Source organism: Blastococcus sp. SYSU DS0510, assembly GCF_054050835.1.
On record NZ_JBJHAC010000014.1, the window covers coordinates 35,014 to 47,502 of the forward strand.

Genomic DNA, 12,489 nt, shown 5'->3' on the forward strand with positions numbered 1-12,489 from the left:
GCCCGTCCAGCATCGGTGGCGGGGGTCACGTCCCCGTAGCCCATTGCCATTGGGCGGCAGTGCGGAACCGGCAGGTCCGCTGTCACCCGGCCGCGGGCCGCTCCAGCCACTGCCGCACCCAGGCGCGGCCGTAGTCGTTGCCGTGCGGGGTTCGCAGCACGGTGTGGACGTGGAAGGGCTGCGGGGTGTCGTAGTCCAGGAAGACGCCGCAGTGGTGGTCGAGCTCGGCGATCAGCACCGGCGACTGGAGGCGGTAGTAGAAGACGTCGCCGGGCGCGGAACCGCCGATCCAGGCGAACCAGGTCTCGTCGAGGTGCTCCTCGACCTCGCGCATCCGGGCCCGCCGGGGGCCCTCGGGCAGCAGCCGGAGGAACGCCTCGGCGATCCGGAGGGCGACCGCCTGCGCGTCGGCCGGCGTCTCGGCCACCCGCACGCCCTCGAACGGGATGACGCGGTTGTCCTGGAAGGCGCCGGCGAGGTGGCGCTCGTCACCCGGGTGCACCCGGCCCGGCGGCATGGCCGGGTCGACCATCCGCTCGTAGACGGTGGCCGCCCGGCGCTGGTCCTCGGGCAACGCGGCCATCAGCTCGGTGCCGAGGGCGATCCGGTCGGCGAACACGCCGGACAGGCCGGCGTGCGGGCCCTCGTCGATCTCGTCGGGCTCGGCGCCCAGGAACACCGGGGAGACGACCATCCGGCCCTCGACGACGAGGCAGTTGACCGCGCAGTGGTGGCCGAACAGCTGCCAGCCCCACGGAGCGCGCGGGTCGGGGTCGCCGTAGAGGGCGATGTTGTAGCTGAACTCGTTCAGCACGGTCTCCAGGTCGACGACCTCGCCGAGGAACCCGTTGATCAGCATCATCGCGTGCGCGAGCTCGTACCCATCGGGGGAGAGCGAGGCGGCCACCAGGGCGAGCGCCTTCGCGCGGACGGCCTCGGGCTGCAGGTCCAGCCGCAGCCCGGTGTCGAACTGCATGAACTCCGGGTTGGCCCAGGTCTGCCACTCGACGGCGTCGACGGCGAAGGAGATGCGCTCCCGCCCGTCGTCGTCTAGGACGGCGAGCAGGTCGTGGGCCGCGGCGACCATGGCCTCGACCGGCGCCTCCTCACCGGGCTCGGCCGGGGTCAGCTCGTACAGCTCGTCCCGCAGCGTCCCGTCCTCGGTGACGCCGCGGAACTCGTTCCGGTAGAGCGGGGTCCACCCCTCGACCAGGCCGCCGGTGAACGTGCCCGGGGTCCGGGCGTGCTCGCGGTAGGCGTAGGGGTCTATCCCGCGGACCCCGGCCAGCCGCGGGTGGTCTTGCGAGAAGAGGTACCGGCGGAACTCGCCGCTCACCGGGCGCTCCGGACGTCGTTGCCGACGATCGGGTTGCGCAGGACGCCGAGACGCTCGACCTCGACCTCGACGACGTCGCCGGGCCGCAGCAGCCACGGCGGCGTCCGCCCGTAGCCCACCCCGGCCGGCGTGCCCGTGGCCAGCAGGTCACCGGGGCGCACGGTGAAGGTCCGGGAGACGAGCGAGAGGGTGTCGCCGACGGTGTAGACCATCTCGTCGGTGCTGGCGTCCTGGACGGTCTCGCCGTTGACGCGGGTGCGCACCCGCAGTCCGTCGCGCAGGTCGCCGACCTCGGCGGCGGGGACGATCGGCCCGAGCGGGCCGGACCGGTCGCCGTTCTTGCCGAGGATCCACTGGCTGGTGAGCTTCTGGGCCCTGCGCGAGGTGAGGTCGTTGAACGTCGAGTAGCCGACCACGGCGGCCAGCGCCTCCTCCGGGGTGGCGTCCACCAGGGCGGACCCGACGTACGCCATGACCTCGCCCTCCCAGTCGAGCCCGTCCTCGTCGGAGGGGACGGGCACCTCGGCGCCGCCGACGGTGAGCGACTGCGTCCACCGGGCGAACAGCGTGGGGTACGGCGGCACGCCGTCGCCGGCGAAGGAGCCCTCGGCGACGTGCTTGAGGTAGTTCAGCCCGATGCAGACCACCCGGGCGCCCGGCAGCACGGGCGGTACGAAGTCCACCCCCGCGGCCGGGACCCTCTCCCCGCCGGGCTCCCGGGAGAGGTGGCCCGCGGCGTCGGCCCAGAACTCCTCGAGCCCCGCCACGACGGTGACGTGCGCGCCGTCGTCCGACAGCGACGCGACCTCGACCGGCCCGCCGTCCCGGCGGATGCCGACGATCCTCATGACTGCTCTCCTCGGTGGATCAGGTGCCGCCGCAGGAACGCGGCGGTGCGGTCCACGGCGTCGGCCGCGGCGTCGGGGGCGCCGAGCCACATGTGGTCGGCGCCGGGGTAGGTGTGCAGCTCCACGTCGGTCCCGGCGGTGGCCAGGGCGTCGCGGAGCCGCTCGCTCTGCACGCACGGGACGAACCGGTCGTCCCGGCCGTGGAGCAGCAGGAACGGCGGTGCGGTGGGGGAGACGTGCGCGAGCGGGCTCGCCAGGGCGGCGAGCTCGGGCACGTCGGGGGCCGGGGCTCCCAGCAGCTGCGCCTCACGGGTCGTCGGGTCGGCCGGGTCGCCGCCGGTGTCGGTGGCGACCGTGGCGACGTCGCTCGGGGCGTACCAGGCGACGACCGCGGCCACCCGGCTCGAGGGGCCGGGCACGCCGACGTCCCCCTCCAGCCCTGCGTCGGAGACCAGGCCCAGCAGCTCGGCCAGGTGCCCGCCGGCCGACTCGCCCCAGGCGGCGATCCGGTCCGGGTCGATCCCCAGCTCGCCGGCGCGGGCGCGCAGCCAGCGGACGGCGGCCTTCGCGTCGTGCAGCTGCGCCGGGAACGTCGCCTCACCGGAGAGCCGGTAGTCGACGCTCGCGACGGCGATCCCGGCGAGCGCCAGCCGCGTGAACGGGGACCGCTCCCGGTACATCGGGCCGGCGCCGTGCCGGCTGCCCAGCCGCCAGCCGCCGCCGTGCAGGAAGACGACGACCGGAACCGGGTCCGCTCCGGCCGGCAGGTGGAGGTCCAGCTCGAGCGGCCGGGTGCCGGGCCACCCGGCGTAGGGGACGCCGGGCACGACCCGGGTGCCCTCCGGCCCGGGGTGGGCCGGAGGGATCGGAAGGGCGTGCGCCGGGGGTGGCAGGGGCAGGGGTGGGGGAGTCACTCCGCCGTCGTGGGCCACGAGTAGTCCGGCATGAACTGCATGTTGTGCTGCTGCGCGGCCGCCTGCATGCGCGGGAAGTCGGGGATGAACGGCGGCTGGTCCTTGGTGGCGTGGTCGGTCGGCGTCCCCATGTGCTGGAAGAACCGCTCGAAGCCGCCGGAGAGCGTGCCCATCATCCGGGCGTCCTCGACGATCTGGTACGCGTGCGCGAAGCCGGCCGGCACGTAGCCGAAGTCGCCGGGGGCCAGCAGGGACGACTGCTTCTGCCCCTCGGCGTCCTCGTAGAAGAGCCGCACCTTGCCCTCGAGCACGTAGAACGTCTCGTGGGTCTCGTTGTGCGAGTGGGTCGGGATGACGTCACCGGCCGGGGAGTCGGCGGTGACGATGCCGAACTGGTTCTCGGTCTCGTCGCCCGACAGCAGCACGGTGAACAGGTCGCGGAAGAGCATGGCGGTCTCGCCCTCGCCCTTGCGGAGCACGTACGGGACGGGCTTGCCAGGGAGGGCGCCCTTCCACTGCGGGCCCTGGGACGGGTCGATCAGGTACTCGAAGCTCATGGGTACTCCCGGCTCGGTCGACGATGACGCGTCGAGCATCCGTGACGGACGTCACCGCACCCCAGACCTCTGCCATTGGCCGGAACGTTCGTCCGTCGGCACATCGCTACAGCGTGGTCATCCCGCCGTCGACGGCGAACGTGCCACCGGTCGCGAACGCGGACTCGTCGCCGGCGAGGAACACGTAGACGCCCTCCAGGTCCGACGGCGTGCCCGCACGACGCATCGGGATGCGGCCCACGATCGCGGCGCGGGCGGCCGGGTCCTCGGCGATGGCCGACACGAGCCCGGTCTCGGTGTACGGGGGGATCACCGTGTTGACCCGGATCCCCCTGTCCGCGTAGGCGGCGGCGACCGTGCGGCCGAGCCCGTGCATGCCTGCCTTGGACGAGGCGTACGCGGTGAACTCCGCGCCCTCGCCCCGTACCCCGGTCGGGCTGCCGCTGAGGATGATCGAGCCGCCGCCGATGCGGAGCATGCCGCGGACGGCGTGCTTGATCGTCAGGAAGGCCCCGGTCAGGTTCACGTCGTGGGTCCGTCGCCAGGCGTCGAGGTCGAGGTCGGCGACCTCGGCGTCCTGGCCGAACAGCTGGACCCCGGCGTTGACGACGACCACGTCGGGGGTCCAGCCCTCCGCGGCCAGCCCCGCCCAGCCGGCCTCGACGCTCCCTTCGTCGGAGACGTCCATGTGCACCGCGCGACCACCCGTCGCCGCAGCGGCCGCCTCAGCCCCGGCGGCGTCGCGGTCGGCGTACGCGACGCGCGCGCCCTCGGCGCGGAAACGGTGGGCGACGGCAAGCCCGATGCCTGCGGCCGCGCCGGTGACCAGCGCGGTCCGCCCGCGAAGCCGGCCGCGATCGGCGGTGGTGGTTCTGCTCATGCTTCCTCCGATGGATGGGTGGGGGCCGCTGGACCGGGCGGTCGGTCGCTCGTCGCGGACGATCAGCGGGGCAGCCCGTGGTCGCCCGTGACCGTGCGAGCCATGAGATCGAGGACGCGGTCGACCGCTTCGACGCCCGCGTGCAGGTTGAGGAAGCCGTGCAGCATGCCGGGCACCAGGACCTGGCGGACGTCGACGCCCGCGCGGGCGAGCTGGCCCGCGAACACCTCGGCGGAGGCGCGGAGGTCGTCGTACTCGCTGTTGAGCAGCAGGACAGGGCAGAGCCCCTCCAGGACCGCGTTGCCCGGCATCGCGTAGCCGTCGGCCGTGCTCGCCGGGCCGCCGAGGTAGTTCTCGGTGATGCCCCGACGCGTCTCGGGCAGGAACCGCAGCAGCAGCGGGATCTCGTCGAGCAGGGGAGCCAGGGACGCCGACGCCGGCGGCACCACTGCGTGCAACGTCGTGTACGCGAGCAGCAAGGTGGCGGGAACCCAGCCGTCCTCGTCCCGGAGTTTCAGCGCGGCGCCGGTTGCGAGGTTGCCCCCGGCGCTCGCCCCGCCGAGCGAGACGCGCCCGGCGTCGACCCCGAGGTCGGCCGCGTTCTCCCGCACCCAGCGGACGGCGGCCACCACGTCGTCGTGCGGGACCGGGTAGGTGACGCCGCCCACGCACAGCCGGTAGTCCACGCTGACCACGACTGCGCCGGCTCGGGCGCAGACCTGCCGCGCGGTCCAGTCGGCCTCGGGCATGTCCAGGTCGCCCATCCGGAATGCGCCCCCGTGCAGCCAGACCAGGCACGGCAGACGCGAACCCCGGCCGGCGGGCGTGTAGATGCGGACGGGGACGGGGCCGTGCGGGCCAGGAGCGCTGTCGCTGCGCACGTCGACCTGCGGAGGAGCCGGCGCATCCGTGAGGGACATGAAGGCGTCCAGCCGGGCGCGCGTCACGGGATCGGCCAGGCCGGCCTCGAAGGACTCGATGCCCTCGAGCAGGTGGAACCTCGACGCGACGGCGGGGTGGACGGGCACGCGGCACTCCTCGCTGCAGGCGATGATCAGGCGGCACGCGGCGGGGTCGACGTGGCTCCCGCCGCGGGCCGCTCGGACGAGCCTGCACATCCGTGCCGCAGGTCACAGCGCTCCTGCCATTGAGCGGCACGTTCGTCAGGCGGGGGGAGCGCCGATCGACCGGCGGGCGCCGAGGCCACGGGAGATGGCGCGCGCGGCAGTGCGCACCGCGGGACCCAGGAGCCGCGGTTCGGCGTGCTCCTGCGGGACGACGACCGAGAGCGCGGCCGCGATGCGCTCGTCGGCGCCGAAGATCGGGGCGGCGACGCTCACCAGCGGCTCGGGTGTTCGCCTGCGGAAGGTGGCCAGCCCGTCACGGCGGATCTCGGCGAGGGTGCGCCGCAGCGCGGCGGGCGAGACGGGCAGGTTCTCCGGCTGGTGCATCAACGGCTGTGCCAGGACCGATTCCTGGAACGCGGACTCGGCGAAGCCGAGCAGCACCAGCCCGACGCCGGTGGAGTGCAGCGGGAGCCGGCCGCCCACGCGGTACAGGATCGGGATCGCCTGGTGGGCGGAGAGCCGCTCGACCAGCAGCGCGTCGGTGCCCTCGCGGACCGCCAGGAGCACGTGCTGGCGCGTCACCTCCTCGAGGTCGCCCATGAACGGCAGGGCCACCCGCTGCAGCCCCTGCGCGCGAGGCGCGAGCGAGGCCACCTCCCACAACCGGACGCCGATGGTGAACCGCCCGTCGTCGCCGCGCTCCAGGGCGCCCCAGGCCTGCAGCCGCCCCGCCAGTCGCAGGGTCGAGCTGGTCGGGATGCCGCTGCGCCGGCTGAGCTCGCCCAGGGTCATCGACCGGTGGCCGGCGTCGAACGCCGCGAGCAGCGCGAGGGCCCGGTCGACCACCGGATCGCCCTGCGGCGGGCGGCGGCCGCGCACCCGGACGGGATCGGGAGACGCATCGGTCACGATTCGGTCACCTGCCGTTCACGGTGAGGTGCGCGCCACAGTTGTTTTCCATTGACCGGCATTGTGCCTGACGTCTCACCGGAGCCACGCCCATCGTTGCCGCCAAGCCGAGCGGACGCTCCGGCCGGGCCGACGGATCGGCCGCTCGAACCCTCCGTTCACGCACGAAGGAGCCACGGACCATGAATCGATTCACGACTCGGCGCGGCAAGGCGGTGATCGCGGTCGCGGCCGTGGCGTCGCTCGCCGCCTGCGGCGGTGGCGGAGGGGGCGGGGGCGGCGGCGCCAGCCAGAGCGGCAGCGACACGCTCGCCATCGGGCTGGACGCCGACGCCGCGCCCACCGGCTACGACCCGCTGGCCTACCAGCAGCGGCAGTCCGAGTTCTTCTCGCCGCTGTACGACTCGCTGTTCGTCAGCAGCCCGGACGGCGGCATCGAGGGCAGCCTGGTCGCCGAGTTCTCGAACAACGAGGACGACACGCAGACCACCCTCACGCTGCGCGACGACGTCACCTTCGACGACGGGTCGACGCTGGACGCGGAGCTGGTCAAGGCCAACCTCGATCGGCGCACGAACCCCGAGCTGCCCAGCTACGGCTCCCTCGCCGAGGGCGAGGCCGCCGAGATCGTGGACGTGACCGCCCAGGACCCGCAGACGGTCGTGATCACGTGGGCCAAGCCGCAGGCCACGCCGGAGGCCAACCTGTACGACAGCGTCGGCATGATCGTGGGCCCGGAGGGCCTGGCCGACCCGGCCGCGCTGGAGACCCAGCCCGACGGCTCGGGCCCCTACGAGCTGGCCGAGAGCGGGACCACGCGCGCGAGCCAGTACACCCTCGAGAAGAACGAGGACCACTGGAACGCCGACGCCTGGGCCTTCGACACGATCGTCTACCGGGTGATCACCGACCAGCAGGCGTTGGCGAACGCCGTCATCTCGGGCCAGGTCGACGTCGCCGGTCAGCTCAAGGGGAACGCGATCGAGCAGGTCGAGGCCCAGCAGAGCATCGTCAGCATCGGCGGCAGCGTCGTCGGCATGCCGGTGCTGGACAAGACCGGCGCGGTGAACCCGGCCTTCGGCAGCGTGGAGGTGCGGCAGGCGATCATGCACGCCGTCGACCGCGAGTCGCTGGTCGAGGACCTGCACCCCGGCGCGCGACCGACGGTCCAGCTGTTCCCCGAGGAGACCCCGGGCTTCGACCCGGCGCTGGACGAGGAGTTCGCCTACGACCCGGAGCGCGCCAAGGAGCTGCTGGCCGAGGCCGGCTACCCGGACGGCTTCGAGTTCAACGCCACGGTGCTCGGTCAGCCCGACGAGGACCAGGTCGTCATCCAGAGCCAGCTGGCGGAGGTCGGCATCACGATGAACTTCGTGACGGCCACCTCCACCGACCAGGTCTTCGCGGCGGTGCGCACCGACCCGGTGATCTGGGGTGGGTTCGCCGTCGGTGGCCAGCCGGAGGGATTCGTCGCCGGGGCCATGTACGGCGGCTTCATGAACTACCAGAAGGCCGAGGAGCCGGCCATCGCGCAGCCCATGGGCGCCGCGCTCGGCAGCACCGGTGAGGCCCAGGCCCAGGCGCGGACGGACCTCAACCGAGCCATCGCGGAGAAGGCCTGGTTCATCGGGGTGTACGAGGACCTCACCTACTACGGCTACAACGCCGACAAGGTGGCCGAGCCCTCCTTCGCCGGTGCGAACAACTGGCTCGTGATCTCCTCGATCCAGCCGGCCTGACCCTCGGGCCTCGGATCGGCCGGGGGGGGGGGGGGGGGGGGGGGGGGGGGGGGGCGCCGGGGGGCGGGCGGGGGGGGGCGGGGGCGCCGGCGGGGGGGGGGGGGGCGGGGGGGGCGGCGGGGGGGGGGGGGGGGGGGGTTTTGGCGGGGGGGGGGGGGGGGGGGGGCCCCCCCCCCCCCCCCCCCCCCCCCCCCCACCCGTGACGTACTGGAACGGCCACCGAACCAGGGGCTCGTCCCGAGCGTGCGAGGGACGAGGGGGTCGGGGGTCCTTACCGGGTGAGCTCCAGGGCGTCGGCCGGGACCGAGTCCATGTCGGGACCGCTCAGCCGCGTGCGCTTGAGCTCCCAGAAGTCGGGCAGGTTGGCGAGCAGGACGGCGCCGTCGAAGGCCTTGCCGGCGTCCTCACCGGTGGGCACCTTGCTGATGACCGGGCCGAAGAACGCCACGCCGTCGATGTGCATGACCGGCGTCCCGACGTCCTCGCCGACCGGGTCCATGCCCGCGTGGTGGCTCTTCTCCAGGGCCTCGTCGTACTCGGTGGAGCTGGCGGCCTCGGCCAGCGACGCCGGCAGCCCGACCCGCTCCAGGGCCGGCGCGATGATCTCGCCCAGCTCGCGGCCCTCGTGGTGGCGGAGCGTGCCCATGGCCGTGTAGAGGTCGCCGAGCACCTCGTCGCCGTGCTGCTGCGCGGCGGCGATCGCGACCCGCACCGGGCCCCAGGCCTGCTCCATCATCTGCTGGTAGTCCTCGGGCAGGTCGCGCCCGCGGTTGAGCACCGCCAGGGACATGACGTGCCAGTGCAGGTCGATGTCGCGAACCTTGGCGGCTTCGCGCACCCAGCGGCTGGTCAGCCAGGCCCACGGGCACAGCGGGTCGAACCAGAAATCGACGCGGGCCTTCACCGGCGCACTCTGCACTGCCTCGGTCATCTCTGCTCCTCGCTGCGGTGGCCCGGGTCGCCGAGTGCCCGGACCGTCTGGGGTCAGGCAAGTCCCGGCGCGGTCCGGTTGTTCCCGGCCGGTGGACGGCGGGCGCCGGCGTCGTCCCCGCATGACAAGCTTCCCGGCGTGGCCGTACCCAACCTGACCCGCACCGACGCCGCCGCCCGCGCCGAGCTCCTGGACGTCCGGAGCTACGACATCTCCCTCGACGTCACCGACGGGGCCGGGCACCCCGGCGAGCACACGTTCCGGTCGACGACGACCGTCGAGTTCACCTGCCGCCGCCCGGGCGCGGAGACGTTCATCGACCTGGTCGCCGAGACGGTGCACTCGGCGACCCTGAACGGCACCGAGCTCGACGTGAGCACCTACACCGAGGAGGGCGGCCTGCCGCTGCCCGACCTCGCCGAGACCAACACGCTGGTGGTGACGGCGGACTGCCGCTACTCGAACACCGGCGAGGGCCTGCACCGCTTCCTCGACCCCGAGGACGGGCAGGTCTACCTCTACACCCAGTTCGAGCCGGCCGACGCCAAGCGGATGTTCACCTGCTTCGACCAGCCCGACCTCAAGGCGACGTTCACCGTGCACGTGACCGCGCCGTTCGACTGGCAGGTCATCTCCAACACCGGCGGCCGCACCATCGAGGCGGGCGAGGCCGGCTCCCAGCTGGCCCACTTCGCGCCCACCAAGCGCATCTCCACCTATCTGGTGGCGCTCATCGCCGGCCCGTACGCCAAGGTCACCGACCTGCACGAGGGCATCCCGCTCGGGCTCTACTGCCGGGCGTCGCTGGCCCGGTACCTGGACCCGGAGGAGATCTTCCGGGTGACCAAGCAGGGCTTCGACTTCTACCACCGGGTGTTCGACTACCCGTACCCGTTCGACAAGTACGACCAGCTCTTCGTGCCCGAGTTCAACGCCGGGGCCATGGAGAACGCCGGCGCGGTGACGTTCCTCGAGGACTACGTCTTCCGCTCGAAGGTGAGCCGGGCCCGCTACGAGCGCCGCGCGGAGACGATCCTGCACGAGCTCGGCCACATGTGGTTCGGCGACCTGGTGACCATGCGGTGGTGGGACGACCTGTGGCTCAACGAGTCCTTCGCCACCTACATCAGCACGCTGTGCCAGGCCGAGGCGACCGAATACACGACGGCGTGGACGACGTTCGCGAACACCGAGAAGGCCTGGGCCTACGCGCAGGACCAGCTGCCCTCGACCCACCCGATCGCCGCGGACATCCCCGACGTCGCCGCGGTCGAGGTCAACTTCGACGGCATCACCTACGCCAAGGGCGCCTCGGTGCTCAAGCAGCTGGTGGCCTACGTCGGCCGCGACGAGTTCCTCGCCGGCGTGCAGCGCTACTTCCGGCGGCACGAGTACGGCAACACCACATTGGCCGACCTGCTGGGCCCGCTGTCGGAGAGCTCGGGCCGCGACCTGTCCGAGTGGGCCGACCAGTGGCTGCGCACCAGCCAGGTCAACACGCTCCGGCCGGTCTTCGAGCTCAGCGACGACGGCCGCTACACGAGCTTCGCCATCGAGCAATCGGCGGTCGTCGAGCACCCGGTGCTGCGCAACCACCGGCTGGCCGTGGGCCTCTACAGCGAGGGCCCTGACGGGCTGACCCGCAGCCACCGCGTGGAGCTCGACGTCGCCGGCGCCCGCACCGACGTGCCCGAACTGGTCGGCCACCCGGCGGCAGACCTGGTGCTGGTCAACGACGACGACCTCACCTACGCCAAGATCCGGCTCGACGAGAAGTCGCTGGCCACGCTCCGCTCCCGGATCGGTGCGCTGCCGGACTCGCTGCCCCGCGCGCTGTGCTGGTCCGCGGCCTGGGACATGACCCGCGACGCCGAGCTGCCGGCCCGTGAGTGGGTCCAGCTCGTGCTGGCCGGCATCGGCGCCGAGACGGAGAGCAGCGTCATCCAGTCGCTGCTGGCCCGGGTGCAGAGCGCGCTCTCCTCGTTCGCCGACCCGGCGTGGGCGCCGACCGGCTGGGCACAGCTCGCCGACCACGCGCTGGCCGCGCTCGACGACGCCCCGGCCGGCAGCGACGAGCAGCTGCTGTGGTCCCGCACGCTGGCCAGCGCTGCCCGCACGGAGGAGCACGCGGCGGCGCTGCGCGGGCTGCTCGACGGCTCGCGCGTCCCCGAGGGCCTGGTCGTCGACGCCGACGCCCGCTGGGCGTTCCTGCACGGGCTGGTCGCCATCGGCGCGGCCGGGGACGCCGAGATCGACGCCGAGGCCGAGCGCGACGCCACCGCCACCGGCATCCGGCGGGCGGCCACGGCGCGGGCCCTGCGGCCGACGGCGGAGTCGAAGGAGGAGACCTGGCAGCGGGCCTTCACCGACGAGTCGATCCCGAACGCCGTCCACGAGGCGGTGCTGCAGGGGTTCTGGCACCCGGCCCAGCGGGAGCTCACCGCCGGGTACGTCGACCGCTACTTCGCCGACATCCGCCCGCTCTGGGACCGCCGGCCGGGCGAGATCGCCAAGAACGCCGTGCAGTACCTGTTCCCGCCGATCGTGGAGCCGCGCACCATCGCGGCGGCCGACGCCTGGCTCGCCGACGCCGAGCAGCCGCCCGCGCTGCGCCGGCTGGTGTTCGAGGGCCGGGACGGCATCGCCCGCGCCCTGCGCGCCCGGGAGCGGGACGCCGCCGCGGAGTAACCGCGCCGCAGACGACGAAGGGGCCGCACCCGACCAGGTGCGGCCCCTTCGTCCGGCCCCTTGCAGGGGCCCGCGGCGAGCTGGCGAGCCGTGGGGGCAGGTGTCCTTCTTCAGTGCGTGCGGAGCCCGGCAGGGTGCCCGGCCTGGTCGGACAGCTGGCGCAGCCCGTTGACGATGCCGCCGACCAGGTCGCCGTTGGCGAACGCGCTGGTCATGGAGAGCACCGCGAGGGCGCAGGCGCGGTCGGGCAGCCGGCGCGCGGCGCCGGCGCCGGTCACGACCTCCACCACGCGCTGGCCCGGTGAGACGGCGATGAGCACCGCGTCGGAGGGGTGGTCGCCCGAGCGGGCGTGCAGCTCCTCGGCGTGAGCGCGGGTCGGCGTGCGCAGCTCGCCGACGTAGAGGGTGAAGCGCAGCCCGGTCTCGCGGGAGGACATGGTCAGCGCCTCGTCCAGGCGGGCCAGCTCGCGGAAGCTGAACACCTCGTCGAGCCGGCCCTCGGCCGTGCGCGGGTGGAGGGTGTCGCCGACATCGGTGCCGGTGCGGGGGGCGTTGAGTTCGGGCGCGCGGGTCATCGCCGGCCTCCGGGGATGGTCGTCGGGACGTCGGGGAGAGTCATC

General features: G+C 73.5%; 11 protein-coding genes. 2 read left to right on the plus strand and 9 right to left on the minus strand.

Translation table 11 applies throughout. From position 1 onward, the window contains the following. Window positions 1–82: 82 nt before the first annotated feature. From ACI79P_RS12795 to ACI79P_RS12825, 7 genes are all read right to left on the minus strand, one after another. Window positions 83–1,336, minus strand: coding sequence for a DUF3500 domain-containing protein (locus ACI79P_RS12795; RefSeq protein WP_456581433.1), 1,254 nt, complete (start codon window positions 1,334–1,336; stop codon window positions 83–85). Continuing rightward, window positions 1,333–2,184, minus strand: a complete 852-nt coding sequence (locus ACI79P_RS12800; RefSeq protein ID WP_456581434.1) for a fumarylacetoacetate hydrolase family protein — start codon at window positions 2,182–2,184, stop codon at window positions 1,333–1,335. Before ACI79P_RS12800 ends, ACI79P_RS12795 begins: the two co-directional genes overlap by 4 nt. After that, window positions 2,181–3,011 (minus strand): alpha/beta hydrolase fold domain-containing protein, encoded by an 831-nt coding sequence (locus ACI79P_RS12805; RefSeq protein ID WP_456581435.1) that lies wholly within the window; start codon window positions 3,009–3,011, stop codon window positions 2,181–2,183. Before ACI79P_RS12805 ends, ACI79P_RS12800 begins: the two co-directional genes overlap by 4 nt. Before the next feature lie 83 nt (window positions 3,012–3,094). Continuing rightward, complete coding sequence (locus ACI79P_RS12810; RefSeq protein ID WP_456581436.1) at window positions 3,095–3,655, minus strand: quercetin 2,3-dioxygenase; 561 nt, start codon at window positions 3,653–3,655, stop codon at window positions 3,095–3,097. Between the two features lie 106 nt (window positions 3,656–3,761). Beyond that, the gene (locus tag ACI79P_RS12815) at window positions 3,762–4,535 is read right to left on the minus strand and encodes an SDR family NAD(P)-dependent oxidoreductase (protein ID WP_456581437.1); all 774 of its coding nucleotides are present in this window, start codon (window positions 4,533–4,535) and stop codon (window positions 3,762–3,764) included. Window positions 4,536–4,597: 62 nt separating this feature from the next. After that, entirely contained in the window at window positions 4,598–5,563 is a 966-nt protein-coding gene (locus ACI79P_RS12820) for an alpha/beta hydrolase (protein ID WP_456581438.1), read from the minus strand. 135 nt (window positions 5,564–5,698) lie between these two features. After that, window positions 5,699–6,511, minus strand: coding sequence for an IclR family transcriptional regulator (locus ACI79P_RS12825; RefSeq protein WP_456581439.1), 813 nt, complete (start codon window positions 6,509–6,511; stop codon window positions 5,699–5,701). 182 nt (window positions 6,512–6,693) lie between these two features. Between ACI79P_RS12825 and ACI79P_RS12830 the strand changes: the two genes are divergently transcribed. Then, on the plus strand, window positions 6,694–8,250 hold the full coding sequence (locus ACI79P_RS12830; RefSeq protein WP_456581440.1) for an ABC transporter substrate-binding protein: 1,557 nt from the start codon (window positions 6,694–6,696) through the stop codon (window positions 8,248–8,250). 271 nt (window positions 8,251–8,521) lie between these two features. On the opposite strand, the gene ACI79P_RS12835 is transcribed toward ACI79P_RS12830, so the two are convergent. Continuing rightward, a complete protein-coding gene (locus tag ACI79P_RS12835) occupies window positions 8,522–9,181 on the minus strand; it encodes a DsbA family oxidoreductase (protein WP_456581441.1) in 660 nt (219 codons plus the stop codon). Window positions 9,182–9,319: 138 nt separating this feature from the next. Here ACI79P_RS12835 and pepN point away from each other — a divergent pair, with 138 nt between their 5' ends. Further along, complete coding sequence (pepN, locus tag ACI79P_RS12840) at window positions 9,320–11,869, plus strand: aminopeptidase N (protein WP_456581442.1); 2,550 nt, start codon at window positions 9,320–9,322, stop codon at window positions 11,867–11,869. 110 nt (window positions 11,870–11,979) lie between these two features. Here pepN and ACI79P_RS12845 read toward each other — a convergent pair whose 3' ends face one another. After that, window positions 11,980–12,444, minus strand: a complete 465-nt coding sequence (locus ACI79P_RS12845; protein WP_456581443.1) for a DUF5130 family protein — start codon at window positions 12,442–12,444, stop codon at window positions 11,980–11,982. Window positions 12,445–12,489: the final 45 nt, after the last annotated feature.

Bases quoted from the DNA above. Each gene is read 5' to 3' on its own strand.
- ACI79P_RS12800 (WP_456581434.1), bottom strand. From the start codon at position 2,184: ATGAGGATCGTCGGCATCCGCCGGGACGGCGGGCCGGTCGAGGTCGCG.
- ACI79P_RS12810 (WP_456581436.1), bottom strand. From the start codon at position 3,655: ATGAGCTTCGAGTACCTGATCGACCCGTCCCAGGGCCCGCAGTGGAAG.
- ACI79P_RS12815 (WP_456581437.1), bottom strand. From the start codon at position 4,535: ATGAGCAGAACCACCACCGCCGATCGCGGCCGGCTTCGCGGGCGGACC.
- ACI79P_RS12830 (WP_456581440.1), top strand. From the start codon at position 6,694: ATGAATCGATTCACGACTCGGCGCGGCAAGGCGGTGATCGCGGTCGCG.
- ACI79P_RS12835 (WP_456581441.1), bottom strand. From the start codon at position 9,181: ATGACCGAGGCAGTGCAGAGTGCGCCGGTGAAGGCCCGCGTCGATTTC.
- ACI79P_RS12845 (WP_456581443.1), bottom strand. From the start codon at position 12,444: ATGACCCGCGCGCCCGAACTCAACGCCCCCCGCACCGGCACCGATGTC.